We start from the raw sequence: 18,823 nt of genomic DNA, 5'->3' as shown, positions 1-18,823 counted from the left end.
CATTCGCCGCGCCAACTTGGGCGCTCGCCGTTCGAACCGGCTAAGGCGAGCGCTCGAAGGCCCGCTGAGGCGCCCGATTCGACGACTCCGCGAACTGCCACGCGATCAGCCCCGGCACGAACATCACGAGGTCGCGAATGCGCCGCGCGCCGGCCAGCGCGAGACAGGTGGAGGGGTCGAGGCCGAGCGCGCCGCCGATCAGAATGAAGCCGCCCTCCTGCACGCCGAGCCCGCCCGGCACGAAGAAGGCCGCGCTGCTGATCGCCTGGATCAGCGACTCGATCACCACCGCTTCGACGAGCGTGACATGCACGCCGAGAAAGTACAGCGCCAGCCAGATTTCCAGCGACGTGAGGAAGCACTGCAGCGGCTGCCAGAAGAACAGATAGCGCAGCACCGCGCCCCGCCGGCGCCAGATCAGCTTGATGGCCTGATCGATCTGCGCCGACTGCCCGACCAGCGCGGCAAGCTTGCCGCTCGTCATATGATTGAGCGTGCGGGTGATGCGCTCGAACGGACTGGCGTGCTGCACGAGCGCGAACAGCACGAGGAGCGGCGTGAGCACCACCACGCCCCACGCGAGTTGCCCGGCAAGGCGCAGCGTGTCGGAATGCGCATGCGCGAACAGGAAGCCGATGCCGACCATCGTGAACAGCAACTGGCTGATCACCGTGAGCTGCATATCGACGATGATGCTGCCCACCGCCGTGGACGGCCGCACGCCCCAGCGCCTGAGCATGCGATACGACACCACTTCCCCGCCGATGCGCGCCACCGGCAGCATGCTATTGACCGATTCGCGCACCCACACGAGGTGCAGCATCTGCAACACGCCGGGACGGTTCGCGCCGCGAATCAGCAAACGCCAGTCGCAGGCATTGGCGAGCATCGGCAGCACGTGGGCGAGCGCGGCCAGCAGCAGTCCGGCGCCGGCCGCGCGTAGCGCGCCGAGCACGGCGCCGGGATTGTCCTGCCAGACGAGCCAGAGCGACACCAGCAAGCCGGCCAGCGCGGCCACGCGGCCGAGGTGCTTCATCACGCGGGCACCTCGCGCGTGAGCGTCAGGCGCGTTGCCCCGGGTTCAAAAGCTGTTTGAAAAAAACGACCCATCATTGCCGATCCTGGCTGCCCTTCATCCGTCATTCGTCCTGCGCCGCCGTCAACAGGCCGTCGCCGTCCACCTTGAAGCTGAAGCCTCGCCAGATCACCCGCGACGACCAGAAGCTCGCGACGAAAATCGAAAACGATACGATATCCCATAATGGCAGCAGCCACAGGTCGCGATACGCCTGCTTCAACGCGCGATCGGACAACAGCTTCAGGGCGAACCGCGCGCACATGGCGGCCAGCGCGAGCCCCCACGCCCACCCGCTGCCCGCCGAAAAGATCACCGCGAGCAGCGCGAACGCGAACGGATGAACCAGCGCCGAGCCGACATGGCCGAGCGGATCGATGCGGCGGATCGTGCGGCTCCAGCGCAGTTCATGCTCGATCAATTGCGCCGCGCTCGATTCGACGCAGGCATGCGAAATGGTAAACGGCGGGATCACCACCTTCTCGCCACTCAGGCGCACCGCTTCACCGATGGCGTGATCTTCCGCCAGATGCCGCACGAACGGCGTCAAGCCGCCGATGTTCTCGAGCGTATCGCGCCGCATCGCGATGGTCTGGCCGAAACACGGGCGTGCGAGCCCGAGCGCGAGGCCGGTGACGACGCCCGGCAGAAACTGGTAGTTGGTCGCCTTGGCCGACAGGCGCGGCCAGAAACCGGGATCGGGCTGTCCGCGATACGCGCAGGTGACGAGCCCCACACCGGGCTTCTGCAATTCGCCGATCACATTGCGCAGATAGTCCGGACCGACGCTCACGTCGCTGTCGGCGAAGACGAGCACGTCGTGACGCGCCTGCGGCAGCATATTGAGGATGTTGCTGATCTTGCGGTTCGGCCCATAGAGACGCGTATCGGCCACCATGGTGATGTGCGCTTCGGGATGGAGACGCCGCAACTCTTCGACGGTTTGCAGCGCGGGATCGGCCGGGTCGTGCACGCCGAACAGAAACTGCACCGGACCCGGATAGTCCTGCCGGCAGAAGCTGGAGAGATTGTCGAGCAGCGCCCACTCAGTGCCGTGCAGCGGTTTGACGATCGTGACCGGCACGAAGTCGCTCGGCTCGGACACCGCCCGGGCGAAGAACCGCCCGATCAGTGCGCCGGCGAGCGCGGTATAGCCGATGCCGAGAACCGCGGCCGCCGCACACGCGCAGGCCAGCGTGACGGCGACCAGATGCACGGCGCTCACGCCTCGCGGGCGCGCAGGAACCGGAAGAATTCGACGCCTTCACGCAGGCGCCGCTTCATCATGTCCCAGCTCGTGAGCATCTCGCGCAGGATTTCCCAGATCTTCGAGGGCCGGAAATAGAAACGCTTGTAGAAATTTTCGAGCTGATGGTAGATCTCGTCGCGCGACAGATGCGGATAGCCGATCGCCGCGAGCTGCACCCCCGACTTGCTGACCAGGTTGATCACCTTGTTCTCTTCGAGCCAGCCGTTTTCGACCGCCTGGTTGTACAGCGTCGTGCCCGGATACGGCGCGGCGAGCGACACCTGAATGGTGTGCGGGTTGATCTCCTTGGCGTACTCGATCGTCTTCTGGATCGTGTCCTGCGTCTCGCCCGGCAGACCGAGAATGAAGGTGCCGTGAATCTTGATGCCGAGTTTGCGGCAATCGTCGCTGAAGCGGCGCGCGATGTCCGTGCGCAAACCCTTCTTGATGTTCAGCAGGATCTGGTCGTCGCCCGACTCGTAGCCGACCAGCAGCAGGCGCAGGCCGTTTTCCTTCATGATCTTCAGCGTCGAGTACGGCACGTTCGCCTTCGCGTTGCACGACCACGTCACGCCCAGCTGCCCAAGACCGCGGGCGATTTCCTCGACGCGCGGCTTGAAGTCGGTGAAGGTGTCGTCGTCGAACATGATCTCCTTGACTTCAGGCATGTTGTCGCGAATCCACTTCACTTCGGCCAGCACGTTCTCCACCGAGCGCGTGCGGTAACGATGGCCGCCCACGGTCTGCGGCCACAGGCAGAAGGTGCATTTGGAGCGGCAGCCGCGGCCCGTGTAGATGGACACGTACGGGTGCTTCAGGTAGCCGATGAAGTAGTTCTCGATCTTCAGGTCGCGCTTGTAGACGGGCGCCACGAACGGCAGTTCGTCCATGTTCTCGAGGATCGGACGCGCCTCGTTGTGCTCGATCGAGCCGTCCGCGGCGCGATAGCTGAGGCCCTTGATCTGCGCCAATGGCTTGCCTTCGGCGACTTCCTGACACGTAATGTCGAACTCTTCGCGGCACACGAAATCGATCGCTTCAGTGGCCGTCAGCGAATTGTGGGGATCGACGGCGACCTTCGCGCCCACCATGCCGATCAATATCGACGGTTTGCGCTTCTTCAGGTCTTCGGCGAACAGCGCGTCGGTGGGAAAGGACGGCGTGCTGGTGTGGATCACTACCAGATCGTATTGCTGCGCAATGTGCAGCGATGCTTCGACGGACAGGCCGTCCGCGGGCGCGTCGAGTACGCGGCTGTCCGGCACCAGCGCGGCGGGTTGCGCAAGCCACGTCGGATACCAGAATGAGCGGACTTCGCGTTTGGCCTGATAGCGCGAACCCGCGCCACCATCGAAGCCGTCGTACGACGGCGCCTGCAAGAACAGGGTTTTCATGGATGCTCCGGCAAGCCTTGTATCGGCGCTTTCAGTTCTTTATCAACAAACTATCGGAACTATTTCCCGCCGGGCGGCGGGCAATCGCGCAGATACTACGGAGCAAAGCTGAAGGAAACCTTAAGGAAACACGGGCCGGCTGCACGCGAGCCGCGCGCGAACCGGCCCATGACTTCAGACCGGCTTGATATCCGCCGCCTGTTTGCCCTTCGGCCCCTGCTTGATTTCAAAGCTGACCTTCTGGTTTTCCTGCAAGGACTTGAAACCCTCGGAGCGGATCTCCGAGAAGTGCGCGAACAGGTCTTCACCGCCGTCGTCGGGGGTAATGAAGCCAAAGCCTTTCGCGTCGTTGAACCACTTCACTGTACCGGTTGGCATGTCGATTCCTCGTGTGCATCTGGGTTGATTGAGCTGCATTCGCCGGGCTTCGCTCGCCGCTGCGAACGTCGCCTTACGCGCTGCTTCGCGTACCACCTTTGCGTACTGCCTGAACACCGCCTTTGCGTACTGCCTGCGCCTCATTGCGCCTGCCTCGAGCAACATCCACGGCTGCGGGTGCGCGCCGGTTCCTGCCACTGCTGTTCGACTCTACGCTTCTTTGCGCAGCGCCGCATTGGGCACTTTCCCGCCTGCGCATCGGGCCCGCCGCTAGACGCATGCCGCGCGCCGCGGTCTGGCCGGCCGTCGGTACGATTTCGCACAATCAGATAAGATGATTGGTATCGGCAGTCCACCCCCGGCCGCGCGGATCCAATCCAATGATTCACGATCGCGCAGCCTGTCGTTTCCCATATACAGGAACCCAGCATGGCCATCTCGAGCTATACCGATACCCGACTTCTGATCAACGGCGAGTGGTGCGACGCCGCCAGCGGCAAAACCCTCGACGTCCTCAACCCGGCCACCGGCCAGGTCATCGGCAAAGTGGCGCACGCCGGCATTGCCGATCTGGACCGGGCGCTGGCCGCCGCGCAGCGCGGCTTCGAAGCCTGGCGCAAGGTGCCGGCCAACGACCGCGCCAACACCATGCGCCGCGCCGCCGCGCTGGTGCGCGAGCGCGCCTCGGACATCGGCCGCCTGATGACGCAGGAACAGGGCAAGCCGTTTGCCGAAGCGCGCATCGAAGTGCTGTCGGCCGCGGACATCATCGAATGGTTTGCCGACGAAGGCCGCCGCGTCTATGGCCGCGTCGTGCCCTCGCGCAACCTCGCTGCGCAGCAGCTGGTGTTGAAGGAACCGATCGGCCCGGTGGCCGCTTTCACGCCGTGGAATTTCCCGGTCAACCAGGTCGTGCGCAAGCTGAGCGCGGCGCTCGCATCCGGCTGCTCGTTCCTCGTCAAGGCGCCGGAAGAAACCCCGGCATCGCCGGCAGCGCTGCTGCAGGCCTTCGTCGAAGCCGGCGTGCCGGCGGGCACGGTCGGCCTGGTGTTCGGCGACCCGGCGGAAATCTCCAGCTACCTGATTCCGCATCCGGTGATCCGCAAGGTCACGTTCACCGGCTCGACACCGGTCGGCAAGCAACTGGCGGCACTGGCCGGCGCGCACATGAAGCGCGCAACCATGGAGCTGGGCGGTCATGCGCCCGTCATCGTGGCTGAAGACGCCGACGTGGCGCTCGCCGTGAAGGCCGCGGGCGGCGCGAAGTTCCGCAACGCCGGCCAGGTCTGCATCTCGCCCACGCGCTTTCTCGTGCACAACAGCATCCGCGAAGAGTTCGCCGCGGCGCTCGTCAAGCACGCTGAAAGCCTCAAGCTGGGCGACGGGCTTGCCGAAGGCACGACCCTCGGGCCGCTCGCCAACGCGCGCCGTCTGACGGCAATGAGCAAGGTGCTCGACGACGCGCGTAAGACCGGCGCCAAGGTCGAAACGGGCGGCGAACGCGTCGGTTCGGAGGGTAACTTCTTTGCGCCGACCGTGCTGACCAACGTGTCGCTCGAAGCCGACGTGTTCAACAACGAGCCGTTCGGCCCGATCGCCGCGATTCGCGGCTTCGACAAGCTGGAAGAAGCGATCGCCGAAGCCAACCGTCTGCCGTACGGTCTCGCCGGTTACGCGTTCACCAAGTCGTTCGCCAACGTGCATCAGCTGTCGCAGGAACTGGAAGTCGGCATGCTGTGGATCAACCAGCCGGCCACGCCGACGGCGGAAATGCCGTTTGGCGGCGTGAAGGATTCGGGCTACGGTTCGGAAGGCGGGCCGGAAGCCATGGAAGGCTATCTGGTCACCAAGTCGGTCACGGTGATGGCGGTATAAGGTTCGCGCAGGCGGCGCTTTCGCCGCCTCCCACGAACTTCCTTGTCTCTGCCCCGGGTCCGCGAGCCGCCGCTCGCGGACTTTTTTATTGTCATGAACGACACCAGCCTGCCACTCCTGCAACCCACGCTGACCGGCAAGACCGTGGAACTTCGGCCGCTTCGGCGCGAACACGCGCAAGGCTTGCTCGACGCCGCCGCCGACGGGCAGTTGTGGACCATGAAGCTGACCGTGGTGCCGGGGCCCGGCACCATCGAAGGCTATGTCGCGACCGCGCTCGAGGGCCGCGCGGCCGGCACCGTGATGCCGTTCGTGATCGTCCGGCGCGAAACCGGTGCGATTCTCGGCAGCACGCGTTTCTGGAAAATCGACCGGGTCAACCGCAAGCTCGAAATCGGCCATACGTGGTTGAGCGAATCGGTGCAGCGCTCGGCGGTCAACACCGAGGCGAAATACCTGTTGCTGAGCCACGCGATCGACGTGATGCAATGCGTGCGCGTGCAGTTCACCACCGACGAACTCAACGACAAGTCGCGCGCGGCGATCCTGCGCATCGGCGCCAGACAGGAAGGCGTGGTCCGGCACGAACGCATCATGCCGGACGGACGCAGGCGCAACTCGGTGCGCTTTAGCATCATCGACGACGAATGGGCCGACGTGAAAGCGATGCTCGAGGCGAAGCTGGCGCGGTAAAGGCAGGCGCGAGTCAAAGCCTGTCAGCGCCGGAAAGCGCTGCAAAACACGGCCAATCGCGTAAACACCAGCGGCCCGCTTGCGCCACTAGAGAACGCAAACGAGCCGCCTTCACCCCGCCCTACACATGCACGTCCCGCTCGTTGAGCGGCGGCGCGCTCGCCGCCGCGAACTCCTCGCGCAACGCGTCGCGCGCATGATGCCGGCGCACCCAGAGCGCCGTGAGGATCGGCACCAGAATCGCCGTGACGAGACAGGCGGTGGCCACCATCGCGGTCGCGGCCGGCACCAGCGGCTTGAAACTCGGAATCATCTCGCCGATGATCGCCGGATTCGCCACCGCGGCCCCCGCCGTCGACGAAGCCGCCAGCCCCGCCGCGCCATTGCCGCCCGCAATCCAGCGGTCCGCGAGAATCAGCGGAATGCCCGTCACCACGATCACGCCGAGGCCCAGCACGATCCCCGGCAAGCCGCTTTTCGCGATCACGCCGAGGTCGATGCCGTTACCGAGCGCGAAGCCGAAGAACGGAATCAGCGGATGCACGCAACGGCCGAAGAATTCGCGCAGGTCGCCGTCCAGATTACCCAGCACGAAGCCGATCAGAAACGGCAGCACCGCGCCGACGAACAGACGCGGCTCGAAGAACGCCACGCCGGTCGCGCCGAGAATGATCATGCTGACGAGCGGCCCCGATTCGATCGACATCAGCACGAACGCCCCCGCCTCTTCCCGCGTCCCGTATTGCTGCATCACGGCCGCATAGAGACCGCCGTTGGTCATGTCCATCGAGGTCGTGATCGCCAGCACCGAGAGGCCGGCAAAGAGCCCCGCCTTGACGCCGTCGATCGGAATGAAGTGCGACGCCACGATCGTCGCGATCCACGCCACGACCATCTTCGTGACCAGCAGGGTGCCCGATTTGCGCAGCACGGTGCCGGTCGCGCGAAGATCGATGGTCGCGCCCATGCAGAAGAACCACACCGCCAGAATCGGCACGGTCCCGGTAATCAACCCGTTGCTGAACGACCCGAAGTACTTGCCCGCGCCCGGAGCGAACGTGTGAACGCAAGCGCCGAGCAGCAACGGCACCAGCATCAGGCCGCCAGGAATGCGGTCGATGGTCTTCTTGAGCTTCATGCCTCCTCCATGGACTTTGCGTCCCGTTATCGGGTGGATCACCCGGGGTAATGTCCCGTTCTCGCGCCGGGCTGCTCCCTTTCGGCGCAATATAGCATCGCGATAGGAACACCGTTCCGTTTCTGGCGTAATTTGCGTTCATCGTTTACCCGTGTGCGTCATGAAACCCTTGCCAGTCATGATGCGGCCTCACAATGTTTCCGGACCACTGTTCCGAAAACCTGTTTCTGCGCTACAGTCGAGCCCAGAACGGCGCCGCGCGCAAATACGGCCGGGCGCCCCAACCGAGCGGAGACAGAGCAATGGAAGTGAGACAGGCCATCAACAGCGAATACGCGAAGACCCTCGATACCGCTGGGCTGCGCCAGGCATTTCTGGTGGATCGGGTATTCGAGCGCGATGCGTTGAAGCTCACCTATAGCCATATCGACCGGATCATCGTCGGCGGCGTGTTGCCGGTGGCGCGCGCGCTCGAGGTGCCCGGCTCGCTCGGCAAGGCGATCGGCGTGAGCCATCTGCTGGAGCGGCGCGAACTCGGCGCGATCAACATCGGCGGCGACGGCTGGGTGGAGGTGGACGGCACACGGCATCCGGTGCGCAACGAAGAGGCGATCTACATCGGCAAAGGTGCGCAGGCCATCGCCTTCGGCAGCGACGAGGCCGCGCGGCCCGCCCGCTTCTACCTGAACTGCGCCCCCGCTCACACCTCGTATCCGACCCGCACGATAACGCTCGCGCAAGCCTCGCCGCAAACGCTCGGCGACGCCGCCACGAGCAACCGCCGCACCATCTACAAGTTCATCGTTCCCGAAGTGCTGCCCACCTGCCAGCTTTCCATGGGCATGACGAAACTCGAACCGGGCAGCCTGTGGAACACCATGCCGTGCCATACGCACGAACGCCGCATGGAGGTGTATTTCTATTTCAACCTCGCCGACGACGCCGCCGTCTTTCACATGATGGGCGAGCCGAACGAAACGCGGCACATTCTCGTGCACAACGAGCAGGCGGTGATTTCGCCGAGCTGGTCGATTCACTCGGGCGTGGGCACGCGGGCGTATACGTTCATCTGGGGCATGGTCGGCGAAAACCAGGTGTTCAGCGACATGGATCACATCGCCGTGGGGGACTTGCGTTGACGGGGTGGTTATTTCACTGCTTCTTTCACTGCTTCTTCCACTGCTTCTTTCGCATCAGGAACGCCGGGCGCACGACATGGGCTTGAACACCGTGAACACTTTCGACCTCACCGGCCGCGTCGCCATCGTCACCGGCAGCAACACGGGCCTCGGCGCCGGCATGGCGCTCGCGCTGGCCAAAGCGGGCTGCGACATCGTCGGCGTGAGCCGGGCCGACGCCGGCGACACGCCCGCGCGCGTCGCCGCCGCCGGCCGGCGCTTCGCGGACGTGCGTGCCGATCTCGGCTCGATCGCGCCGGTCGAGGACATCGTGCGCGCCGCTGTCGAAGCCTTCGGCCGAATCGACGTGCTGGTGAACAACGCGGGCATCATCCGCCGCGAGAACGCGCTCGACTTCACCGAAGCCGACTGGGACGCGGTGATGGACATCAATCTGAAGAGCCTGTTCTTTCTGTCGCAGGCCGCGGCGCGGCAGTTCGTCAAGCAGCGAAGCGGCGGCAAGATCATCAATGTCGCGTCGATGCTGTCGTTTCAGGGCGGCATACGGGTCGCGTCCTATACGGCATCGAAAAGCGGCGTGCTCGGCCTCACGCGGCTGCTCGCAAACGAATGGGCGGCGCAACGCATCAACGTGAATGCGATCGCGCCGGGCTACATGGCCACCGCCAACACGGCGGCCTTGCGCGAGGACGCCCAGCGCAACGACGAAATTCTCGGCCGCATTCCGGCCGCCCGCTGGGGCACGCCGGACGATCTCGCGGGGCCGGTCGTGTTTCTGGCGTCATCGGCTTCGGACTATGTGCATGGGCATACACTGGCGGTGGACGGCGGCTGGCTTGCGCGCTGACTCGGCAGCGGACGCGGGACGCGGTATGCTCTCGGCGCGTCGCCGGCGTGCGCGTCGGCCGCGCGGGAACGCATAGACAGGGAAGACGCAGATGGCAGCAGCAGGCAAACAGCGCAAGGACGACGCCCTCGCACATGCGCGCGACGCGGAGAGCGCGGACTTGGGCGGCATGGGTGGGATGGTTTGCGAGAAGGGCGAATCGGCCTCGTCGATCGGCCGCGTATTCGCCATTCTTGGCGCGATCGGCGACAGCGGACAGACTGGCATCAGCGAATTGTCGCAACGGCTCGGCATGTCGAAGACCACCGTGCATCGCGTGATCCAGACCTTGAAGGCGCTCGGCTACGTGACGCAGGAAGTGGAAACCGAGCGCTACCGGCTCACCATCCGGCTATTCGAGCTCGGCGCGAAGGCGCTGGAAAGCGTCGACCTGGTGCGCGAGGCCGACGTCGAGATGCGCCGCATCGGCGCGGCGACTCGCGAGGCGGTGCACCTGGGCGCCTTCGACGAAGACGCCATCATCTACATTCACAAGATCGACGCCGATTACGGCTTGCGCATGCAGTCGCGTATCGGCCGGCGCAATCCGCTGCACAGCACGGCAATCGGCAAGGTCTTGCTCGCCTGGATGGACCCGGCCGACGCGCGCGACGTGCTCTCCCACGTCGAATTCCGCAAGTCGACGCAAAAGACGCTAGCGTCCGCCGAAGCGGTGCTCAGCATCCTGCCGCGCGTGCGCGAGCAAGGCTATGGCGAGGACAACGAGGAACAGGAAGAAGGCCTGCAGTGTCTCGCCGTGCCGGTGTTCGACCGCTTCGGCCGGGTGATCGCCGGCTTGTCGATTTCATTTCCGACCATGCGTTGCGGCGCCGACACGAAGTCGCATTACGTCGCGCTGCTCAGAAAGGCGGGCCTCGCGATCTCGACGCGGCTCGGCTATCGGGAAACCACGGCGCCCGAGCAGTTCGCCACCGAATAGCGCCGGGAAGCGGCGATCCCAACGCCGCTCGCGAGCCATCGCGGTGACGGCGACGCTCAGGCCGCCTTCGCGGCCGGCTTCGGTTCGACGCTGCGCGTAAAGCTGCGGCGGCCGTCGACGCTCACCGGCACATCGCCCTTGAGCGTTACGCGCCGCACCACACGATGGGCGTCGCCGTAGTCGTTGACCGCATAGTGCTGGGTCGCGCGGTTGTCCCAGATCGCGACGTCGCCGGTCTGCCAGCGCCAGCGCACGATGTTCTCCAGACGCGTCACGTAGCCTTGCAGCAGTTCGAGCACATGTGCCGACGCGCTCGGCGTGAGACCCACGAAACTTTTCACGAAGTGCCCGAGAATCAAGGTCTTTTCGCCCGACTCCGGGTGCACGCGCACGACCGGATGCTCGGTCTCGTAACGCGTGGACACGAACGCCTCGCGGTAACGCTTGAACGCCTCGGTATCGCGCCCGCGGGCGCCGACGTTCGCGTGATTCGCATAGTCGTATTCGTTGCTGTGCACGGCCCACAGTTGTTCGGCGAGCGCCTTGAGCGGTGGCGGCAGATCGTCGTAGGCGGTGGCCGTGTTGGCCCAGACCGTGTCGCCGCCCACTTCCGGAATCGTCACGCCGCGCAGGATCGACGCCTGCGGATAGGCATCGACGAAGGTCACGTCCGTGTGCCATGAATTGGCGCGCCCGCCGCGATGCGAGTCGAGTTCGAGCAGATAGTCCGTGCCGTCCACCACCGGCACCGTGGGGTGCGAAACCGGCTCGCCGAGCAGTCTGGCGAACGCTTCCTGATCGGCGTCCTGCAAGTGCGTCTGGCCGCGGAAAAAGATCACCTTGTGACGCACCAGCGCCGCACGAATCGCTTCGACGATGGCCGGCTCGATCTGGCCGGACAGCCGTAGGCCGCGAACTTCCGCGCCGATGCGGCCGGTGACGGGATGAATGTCCAGTGCGTTGGACGTCGCGAGACTGAGGTTCGACATGTTATGCAGCTCCCGGTTTGAGGACGAGACAGGTCTGAATCGACGAGTCATTATCGACAGAGCGGGCGCGGCGAATCTATCGCGCTTTGGACACTTGATAGAAGCGCTTTTCATATCGTTATCAGTTTTTCACGCCGCCTCGCTCAGCTCGCGCAGCGCCTTCATGTCGAGCACGGTCAAGCGGCTATAACGCACGTCGACGATCCCGTTACGCACCAGCCAGCGCAGTTCCTTGTTGACGCTCTGCCGCGACGCGGCCAGCAGCGCCGCGAGATCCTCCTGCGAAAGCCGGATCGTCAGCTCGACGCCCCGCTGCGTCGGCCTGCCGTGCCATTCGGCGAGCGCGAGCAACTGGTCCGCCATGCGCGCGCGAAAGCCCGCGAGCGCGGCCCGGCCCATGCGGCCATGCAGCGCGCGGCTGCGCACGCAGATCAGGTCGAGCACGTTGCGCAACAGCGCGGGCTCGCGGGCGAACAGATCGAACAAGGCCGCGCCGGGGATGTGAAACAGCGTGGTCGAACCGTGCGCGCGCTGATCGTGCATCGAGCCGCGCCGATCCAGCACCGGAATGAAGTTGATGACCTCGTTCGGCCACATATACACCGCCACCGCGCGTACGCCGGCCGAATTGCTCCAGCTCATTTCGATCGCGCCTGACAACACCACCTGAATCTCGTCGCAGGGCTCGTCGCGCGCGAAAATCAGCTCGCCGTTGGTCCACGTGCGGAGCTGGCCGGCGTCGCACAGCGAGTCGATCGCATGGACGGGCCAGCTCTGCAGGCACGGGTTGGCGGTGAAGGCCGCGTGGATCGCGTCGCGCCCAGCGGCGTCGAGCATGCGCCCATCGCGCCGCGACCATTCCGATGTCGCCGCACGCTCCGGCGTCCGGCGCGCGGCGAGTGTGGCGGCGTCCGGGTTGAACGCTTCGGTAATTGTGCTCATGGCTGACCGGCAAGCAAGGCGGTTGAACAGGATCGGCTGACGCAGCGTCGACCCTGCGATCTAACCAGTCCTGGCGGCGCACGTAAAAGACTTGTTTTTTATGTGCTTATCACGCGTCACGTCTTGAGGATCGCGCGGGGATGTCATGGTGTCGATATCGACGTGATCCTGTCATGCGCGCCCTACTCTGCAACTGAATGTATCCGTGCGGCATAGATGCGCTGATAAGGTCCGCGACCGGCCTGAGCGCGGTTCATCCGTGCCCGATTCGACTCGCAGCACCCTGCGAGACTTGCGGCCGCCGGCTCTTTTTCACAGTGTGTTCAATGGCTTGCGCGCCGCGTGCCGCACCGCCCGCCCTCTTGGCATCACGCTCCCGCATGCGCGATTCACGCGGTATGCGCGCTGCCGCCGCGCGTGGCGATCGACACGTCCTGTTACACACGAACACACCGGTAATGCGGCCGGTCAGTAGAGTTCGGGTCACAAGGAAACAGGAGCAATGTCATGAAAAGAATTTTCGCGCTGGCCATTCTCGCCGTCACGCTCGGCGGTGCATTGAGCGGCTGCATCGTCGTTCCTGACGGCGGCTACCACGACCACTACCGCTATCACGATCGCTATTGAGCATGAGCGGCACAAGACTTTCCACTCCACAACGTAGAAGGCGGAAATAACACATGAACAAATCAACAAACCGCTGGCTGTCCATGGCGATCGTTGCGGGTCTCGGAATCGGCGCATCGTCAGTCGCGCTGGCGCACGTCGATGTGGGTGTGAACATCGGCATTCCAGGCGTCGCCTATGCGCCCGAACCCGTGTATGCGCCGCCACCGCCGCCGATCTACGCGCCGGCGCCGCCGGTGGTCGTGGTGAGTCCGGGCTGGTACGGCGAGCGCTATTACGACGGTCACCGCTACTGGGAACGCCGCGAGTGGGAGGAGCGCCATCGCGACGGCCGCGACTGGCGCGAGGCGCGCGGTCCGCACGGCGACTGGCGCGATCACGATAACGGCTGGCATGGCCATGGCGACGACCGTGGCCACGGTCACGGCGATCATTGATGCATACGCCCCGGCCGCGCCGATGATGCGGCCGGGGCGCGCACGCATTCGCGCCACCCCTTCTGCAGGAGCGACGATTTGCTACGCAACGATCCACGACGAGTCACCGCGCAAATCAACGACACGCTGATCTGCGCCGAATACAGCGAGCAGACCGGCCAATTGTGTTTGCGTCAGGACGGCACACTGTTGCGCGAATGGTTTCCACCTCATTCGTGGATCGCGATTGCGTCAGTGGCGGGCGCGCGGCATTGGGGCACGCGGCCTAGTGATGATGATCTGCTGGCGCTGCTGCGCAACGAGATGGCACTGTTGCGCGCGCCCTGGAAAACAGCCTGATTGCGCGCGGCGATGCATTCGCCGCGCGCTTCGTCGTTTGCTTAACGTACGTTGTAGATCGGCGGCGAATACGTGCTCACCGTCGTGTCGTTACCGTGACCGGCTTGCCACGTGCCACGGCTGCCTGAACCATAACCGCCGTTGTCCGCCTGAGCCGATTGCTGCTGGCCCGAAGGCTGCGCTTGCACGGCTTGCGTGCCTTGCGACGCGGTGTCATTGGACGATTGAGCAAACGACGCTATCGGCGCGGCAAGAACAACGGCGATAGCAACAGCTTGAATGAGCGACTTCATGAAACCACCTCCAAAGATTGTCTTTCTACGCGCTGCGGATGGGGCTGTCGTTGCAGCGGTAAAGACAGTGTAGGTGTCAGGCGAGGTGGAATAAATCCGTCAATCCTGAATTCACTGTTGCTGCCGCCACTACAATGAAAAACGGTCGAGCGGCGAGCAGTTTGCACAGTCATTTGCTCGAAAAATGCGGTCTCCCCGGATGCATCGTGAAGACTGTTCTACATGGCGCGCACAGTGCCGCTCCTGTTTTGCAGCGCAGCAGCGCTGAGGCGCGACCCGCCAGAAGGATTTGCGCGTTTCACCAGGTTCGGCGGCCGAGTCCGCGAGCATTCCTGCGTCCGACATTGCGCGCATGGCGATGAACGGCATGTCAGCGAAAATGCAGAGAAATTATCTTTTTTATAAGATGTGCTCCTTTCTCAATCCGCAGCGCAATTACGCTGCCACCTGCGCTTCAGGAGCAAGCATGCGGTGGTTTATTCTCATCTGGTTTACGGCAAGTGCGATATATGTTTCAAAGCGCGGCACAGTTCGATTTGGATTCTGGCGACAGTTATCAGACCATTCGACATTCATGGCCCCCATCAATTGCATCTGGTACATGCTGTCGACACTGAAGTCCAGCGCCTTCATCGATAAAAAGCTTTTTCCGGAACTGGCGACATTACAGGCCAATTGGCAAACAATCCGCGACGAGGCGCTCGCCGTGGATGCCGCGCAAAAGATATCCGCGTCGACTAACTACGACGATATTGGCTTCAATTCGTTCTTCAAGACCGGTTGGCGGCGCTTTTATCTGAAATGGTACGACGCGCCTCACCCATCGGCCGAAGCCCTGTGCCCCGTCACCACGCAGTTGCTGCAAGGAATCCCGGCCGTCAAGGCCGCCATGTTCGCGCAATTGCCGCCGGGCGCGAGCCTCGTTCGCCACCGTGATCCGTATGCGGGCTCGATTCGCTATCACCTCGGACTCGTCACCCCGGACGACCCCAAATGCTTTATCGACGTGGATGGCCAGCATTATTACTGGCGCGACGGCGAGGTCGTGCTGTTCGACGAAACCTATATTCACTACGCGAAGAATGAAACGGATAAGTCGCGCATCGTGCTGTTCTGCGACATCGAGCGCCCTATGTATTTTCGTTGGGCGGCCGCGCTCAATCGACTGTTTTCCGCCATTCTGCTTCGCGCGGCAGCTTCGCCGAACCAGGCCGGAGATCGCGTCGGGTTTCTGAATCGCATATTCAAATACCTGTACGCCGTGCGGCGGCTCGGAAAGCGTATCAAGGCGTGGCACCGGCCCACGTACTACATCATCAAATGGATTCTGTTCGGCGCGATTATGGCCGGGATATTCGCCGCGCTGTGATCCGGTGAGGCGCGTAGCTAACGCGCCTCTTATCCGCTCAAGGGGCGAGCGCCACGGAAAAAGCCGGCCGGCTTTTAATCGTCTGAAGCCAGCGGTCCAGCGAAGCCAACGGCCGCGGCGCATCCAGCGCGTCGGGAAACCGTTGCGCCAGTTGCACCCAGCGGTGCGCCGCGAGGCCGACGCCGATATCGGCCACGGTAAAACGGTCCTGCGCGAGATAGTCGTGTTTCGAGAGCACCTCGTCGGCAATGCCCAAGAGCCGCGTTCCTTCGCGATATGAGCGCCTGATGGCGTCATGGTCGCGTTGCGCCTGCGGCACACGCGTCAGCCCGAGGAACGCAACGCGCAACGTTGCCCAGAGTGCGCCGAGTTGCCAGTCCATCCAGCGCTCGACGTCGGCACGCGCAGCGGGTTCGGCCGGCAATAAGGCCTGCGCGTGATATTTCGCGGCCAGATAACGCACAATCGTATTGGACTCCCACAGCACGCACTCGCCATCCACGAGCGTGGGCACCAGTGCGTTCGGATTGAGCGCGCGATACTGTGGCGTGTCGATCACGCCGAACTCGAGCCCCGCATCGATCCGCGAAAATTCCCGCCCTTCCGTGAAGCCCAATTCCGCGAGACACCACAGCACTTTCTGTACGTTGATCGAACTGCGCCGGCCATAGACCTGCATTGCCATACCTCGTTAGCGAATGTGTTTATCGACCTCGGCGCTGACGCACTAAGCGCGTTCGGTCAGCGCCCCATGCGTGCCTCTATCCAATCAGTTCCCGATGCAACGCCATGAATTCATGCGCAAGCTTGTGCCGCGGATCGAAGTGAATCATCGGCTTGGCGTATTGATGCGACTCGCGAATTTTCACGGACGTCGACAAACGCGACTCCAGCACAGGCAGACCTTCGCTGATCAACTCCTCGACCAGTTGAAGCGGCAGGCTTGCGCGTGGCTGAAACTGGTTGATTACGATGCCCTCGACCTCCAACCCGGCGTTGTGGTCCTGTTGAATCTCCTTCACGTTGTCGAGCAGCGTGTACAACGCGCGACGCGAAAAGTCGTCGCAGTCGAAAGGGATCAGGCAGCGCTCCACCGCAATCAACGCCGAACGCGTATAGAAATTCAACGCCGGCGGCGTGTCGATGTAAATCGCGTCGTACTCATCCAGCTCGTTCAACGCATCACGCAGCTTGTAGATCTTGTAGCGCGACTCGAGCTTGCCGTGAAGCGTATCGAGATCCGGATGAGAGGGCATCACATCGAGGTTCTCGAACGGCGTGCGGTGAATGAAAGTCGAGACGGGCGTCGGCCTGAAGCTGAAGCTCAAGGCCGTTTCGAAGAAGTCCGCGACGTTGGGCTTGAGGTCGGTCGCCTCTTTGCCAAGCAGATACTGGCTGGAGTTGCCTTGCGGGTCGAGATCGATGACAAGCGTACGCAGGTTCTCGCTGGCGTTGATGGCCGCCAGGTTGCATACGATAGTCGATTTGCCCACCCCGCCCTTCTGGTTGAATATGACACGCCGCATTTGCCTCTGCCCCTTTTTTCGAAAATCGCGCTAAAGGGAGAGCATACCCCGGCAAAATCACAGCGCGAACTTAGGCGGCGCGCGTTGCCTCCCGCCGCATCCGCGCGAGAAGCTTCCATCCATGTCGAAGCGTTCGCCGGCCGGGCGCGTTTCGCGGCCCGGCCGCGGCATCTCCGCCCTTTATGAGCGCCGCGCGAGTGCGCGCCGCGCGGGTTCTCCTGGCGTAACCCGGGACCGGCCGACGCATGTCGCCCGCACACGGCACACAGCGCGCCGCTCGCTTACATCTGCGCGCCGGCGACGCCGACATAATTTTCCGCCATGGCGGTGGCCGCCGCGCGCGAGGTCGTCACGTACTCGAGTTCGGCAACCTGAAGCTGCTGTTCGAACGGCGACGCGCCCTCGATACGGTGCATCATGCTCGTCATCCAGTACGAAAAGTGTTCGGCGCGCCAGATGCGTTTGAGCGCGGTGGCGCTGTAGCTGTCGAGCAGATCCGTGCGGTTTTCAACGTAAAACGCTTTGAGCGCCTGGGTCAGCACGCGCACGTCGGCCACCGCCAGATTCATGCCCTTCGCGCCGGTGGGCGGCACGATATGCGCCGCGTCGCCCGCGAGAAAAAGCCGGCCGTGCTGCATGGTGTTCGACACGAAACTGCGCATGCCGACAATATTCTTCTGAAAGATCTTGCCGTCGACTAATGTCTGGCCATCGTGCGAATCGACGCGTGCATGCAGCTCCGCCCAGATCCGGTCGTCGGACCAATTGTCCACCGAGTCTTTCGGATCGCACTGGAAGTACATGCGCTGCACATTCGGCGAGCGCGTGCTGATCAGCGCGAAGCCGCGCTCGTGACGCGCGTAGATCAGTTCGTCCGACGACGGCGGCGCTTCGCACAGGATACCGAACCAACCGAACGGATACACACGTTCGAAGTCCCTGCGCAATGCCTGCGGAATCGATGCGCGCGAGACGCCCTGCGAACCGTCGCAGCCGATCACGAAGTCGCATTGCAGTTCATACGCTTCGCCCTCGTGGCGATACCGGATCGACGGCTTGTCGGTATCGACGCCGTGAATGGACGTGTCCGACACGCTGAAAAACAGCTTGCCGCCGTCGGCCATGCGTGCGGCGACGATGTCCTTGATCACTTCGTGCTGCGCGTAGACCGTAATCGAATGCCCAGTGAGTGCGGTCAGATCGATACGGCGCCGCTTGCCTTCGAAAGCCAGTTCGAAGCCGTGATGCAGCGCGCCTTCGGCCTTCATGCGGGCGCCGAGGCCCGCTTCGGTCAACAGGTCCATCGTGCCCTGCTCCAGCACGCCGGCGCGGATGGTGGATTCGATCTGATCGCGAGCGCGCGACTCGAGCACGACCGAATCGATGCCACGCTGATGAAGAAGATGGGAAAGCAGCAGGCCCGCGGGCCCGGCACCGATGATGCCAACTTGAGTGCGCATGAGTCGTCTCCTGAATGCGGCGTTAGATTTGCATTCAGTGTGACGACCACGCGCTATATCGCGCAACGCGATAT

The 18,823-nt window shown here is 63.6% G+C and carries 19 protein-coding genes; 8 read left to right on the top strand and 11 right to left on the bottom strand.

The window, feature by feature from the left end:
* Positions 1 to 40: 40 nt before the first annotated feature.
* The 4 genes from CJU94_RS14340 to CJU94_RS14325 all read right to left on the bottom strand — a co-directional run bounded on the left by CJU94_RS14340 (position 41) and on the right by CJU94_RS14325 (position 4,096).
* Positions 41 to 1,036: a flippase-like domain-containing protein gene (locus CJU94_RS14340; RefSeq protein WP_095419243.1), complete on the bottom strand. Its 996-nt coding sequence runs from the start codon at positions 1,034 to 1,036 to the stop codon at positions 41 to 43.
* Positions 1,037 to 1,139: 103 nt separating this feature from the next.
* Positions 1,140 to 2,300 carry a bacteriohopanetetrol glucosamine biosynthesis glycosyltransferase HpnI gene (hpnI, locus tag CJU94_RS14335; protein ID WP_095419242.1) on the bottom strand — a complete coding sequence of 387 codons (1,161 nt, stop codon included), beginning with the start codon at positions 2,298 to 2,300 and terminating at the stop codon, positions 1,140 to 1,142.
* The gene (gene hpnJ, locus CJU94_RS14330) at positions 2,297 to 3,718 is read right to left on the bottom strand and encodes a hopanoid biosynthesis associated radical SAM protein HpnJ (protein WP_095419241.1); all 1,422 of its coding nucleotides are present in this window, start codon (positions 3,716 to 3,718) and stop codon (positions 2,297 to 2,299) included. The genes hpnI and hpnJ overlap by 4 nt, the downstream gene beginning before the upstream one ends.
* 174 nt (positions 3,719 to 3,892) lie before the next feature.
* On the bottom strand, positions 3,893 to 4,096 hold the full coding sequence (locus CJU94_RS14325; protein WP_007181784.1) for a cold-shock protein: 204 nt from the start codon (positions 4,094 to 4,096) through the stop codon (positions 3,893 to 3,895).
* Positions 4,097 to 4,525: 429 nt separating this feature from the next.
* Between CJU94_RS14325 and CJU94_RS14320 the strand changes: the two genes are divergently transcribed.
* Positions 4,526 to 5,971 carry an NAD-dependent succinate-semialdehyde dehydrogenase gene (locus CJU94_RS14320; RefSeq protein ID WP_095419240.1) on the top strand — a complete coding sequence of 482 codons (1,446 nt, stop codon included), beginning with the start codon at positions 4,526 to 4,528 and terminating at the stop codon, positions 5,969 to 5,971.
* Positions 5,972 to 6,064: 93 nt separating this feature from the next.
* Positions 6,065 to 6,664, top strand: a complete 600-nt coding sequence (locus CJU94_RS14315) for a GNAT family N-acetyltransferase (RefSeq protein WP_095420363.1) — start codon at positions 6,065 to 6,067, stop codon at positions 6,662 to 6,664.
* Between the two features lie 121 nt (positions 6,665 to 6,785).
* Here CJU94_RS14315 and kdgT read toward each other — a convergent pair whose 3' ends face one another.
* Complete coding sequence (kdgT, locus tag CJU94_RS14310; RefSeq protein WP_095419239.1) at positions 6,786 to 7,802, bottom strand: 2-keto-3-deoxygluconate transporter; 1,017 nt, start codon at positions 7,800 to 7,802, stop codon at positions 6,786 to 6,788.
* A gap of 302 nt (positions 7,803 to 8,104) precedes the next feature.
* Between kdgT and kduI the strand changes: the two genes are divergently transcribed.
* The 3 genes from kduI to kdgR all read left to right on the top strand — a co-directional run bounded on the left by kduI (position 8,105) and on the right by kdgR (position 10,767).
* Positions 8,105 to 8,941: a 5-dehydro-4-deoxy-D-glucuronate isomerase gene (gene kduI / locus CJU94_RS14305; RefSeq protein WP_095419238.1), complete on the top strand. Its 837-nt coding sequence runs from the start codon at positions 8,105 to 8,107 to the stop codon at positions 8,939 to 8,941.
* Positions 8,942 to 9,017: 76 nt separating this feature from the next.
* A complete protein-coding gene (gene kduD / locus CJU94_RS14300) occupies positions 9,018 to 9,788 on the top strand; it encodes a 2-dehydro-3-deoxy-D-gluconate 5-dehydrogenase KduD (RefSeq protein ID WP_095419237.1) in 771 nt (256 codons plus the stop codon).
* 91 nt (positions 9,789 to 9,879) lie between these two features.
* Positions 9,880 to 10,767 (top strand): DNA-binding transcriptional regulator KdgR, encoded by an 888-nt coding sequence (gene kdgR, locus CJU94_RS14295; RefSeq protein WP_095419236.1) that lies wholly within the window; start codon positions 9,880 to 9,882, stop codon positions 10,765 to 10,767.
* 56 nt (positions 10,768 to 10,823) lie between these two features.
* Here the strand turns inward: kdgR and CJU94_RS14290 are convergent, their stop codons facing one another.
* On the bottom strand, positions 10,824 to 11,756 hold the full coding sequence (locus CJU94_RS14290) for a TauD/TfdA dioxygenase family protein (RefSeq protein ID WP_095419235.1): 933 nt from the start codon (positions 11,754 to 11,756) through the stop codon (positions 10,824 to 10,826).
* Between the two features lie 129 nt (positions 11,757 to 11,885).
* Entirely contained in the window at positions 11,886 to 12,698 is an 813-nt protein-coding gene (locus CJU94_RS14285) for a Crp/Fnr family transcriptional regulator (protein WP_095419234.1), read from the bottom strand.
* 680 nt (positions 12,699 to 13,378) lie between these two features.
* Here CJU94_RS14285 and CJU94_RS14280 point away from each other — a divergent pair.
* A complete protein-coding gene (locus CJU94_RS14280) occupies positions 13,379 to 13,762 on the top strand; it encodes a hypothetical protein (protein ID WP_095419233.1) in 384 nt (127 codons plus the stop codon).
* 78 nt (positions 13,763 to 13,840) lie between these two features.
* On the top strand, positions 13,841 to 14,101 hold the full coding sequence (locus CJU94_RS14275; RefSeq protein ID WP_095419232.1) for a hypothetical protein: 261 nt from the start codon (positions 13,841 to 13,843) through the stop codon (positions 14,099 to 14,101).
* 41 nt (positions 14,102 to 14,142) lie between these two features.
* On the opposite strand, the gene CJU94_RS14270 is transcribed toward CJU94_RS14275, so the two are convergent.
* Positions 14,143 to 14,394, bottom strand: coding sequence for a hypothetical protein (locus tag CJU94_RS14270; protein WP_095419231.1), 252 nt, complete (start codon positions 14,392 to 14,394; stop codon positions 14,143 to 14,145).
* 466 nt (positions 14,395 to 14,860) lie between these two features.
* Here CJU94_RS14270 and CJU94_RS14265 point away from each other — a divergent pair, with 466 nt between their 5' ends.
* Positions 14,861 to 15,763 carry an aspartyl/asparaginyl beta-hydroxylase domain-containing protein gene (locus CJU94_RS14265; protein ID WP_095420362.1) on the top strand — a complete coding sequence of 301 codons (903 nt, stop codon included), beginning with the start codon at positions 14,861 to 14,863 and terminating at the stop codon, positions 15,761 to 15,763.
* Positions 15,764 to 15,800: 37 nt separating this feature from the next.
* Here CJU94_RS14265 and CJU94_RS14260 read toward each other — a convergent pair whose 3' ends face one another.
* From CJU94_RS14260 to CJU94_RS14250, 3 genes are all read right to left on the bottom strand, one after another.
* Entirely contained in the window at positions 15,801 to 16,442 is a 642-nt protein-coding gene (locus CJU94_RS14260) for a glutathione S-transferase family protein (RefSeq protein ID WP_095419230.1), read from the bottom strand.
* 82 nt (positions 16,443 to 16,524) lie between these two features.
* Entirely contained in the window at positions 16,525 to 17,289 is a 765-nt protein-coding gene (locus CJU94_RS14255) for a ParA family protein (protein WP_095419229.1), read from the bottom strand.
* 281 nt (positions 17,290 to 17,570) lie between these two features.
* Positions 17,571 to 18,749, bottom strand: a complete 1,179-nt coding sequence (locus tag CJU94_RS14250) for a 4-hydroxybenzoate 3-monooxygenase (RefSeq protein WP_095419228.1) — start codon at positions 18,747 to 18,749, stop codon at positions 17,571 to 17,573.
* Positions 18,750 to 18,823: the final 74 nt, after the last annotated feature.

This window comes from Paraburkholderia aromaticivorans, from assembly GCF_002278075.1.
GTDB lineage: Bacteria > Pseudomonadota > Gammaproteobacteria > Burkholderiales > Burkholderiaceae > Paraburkholderia > Paraburkholderia aromaticivorans.
The sequence above is the reverse complement of the archived record's forward strand: the minus strand, read 5'-3'. Positions and strand labels throughout refer to the sequence as shown.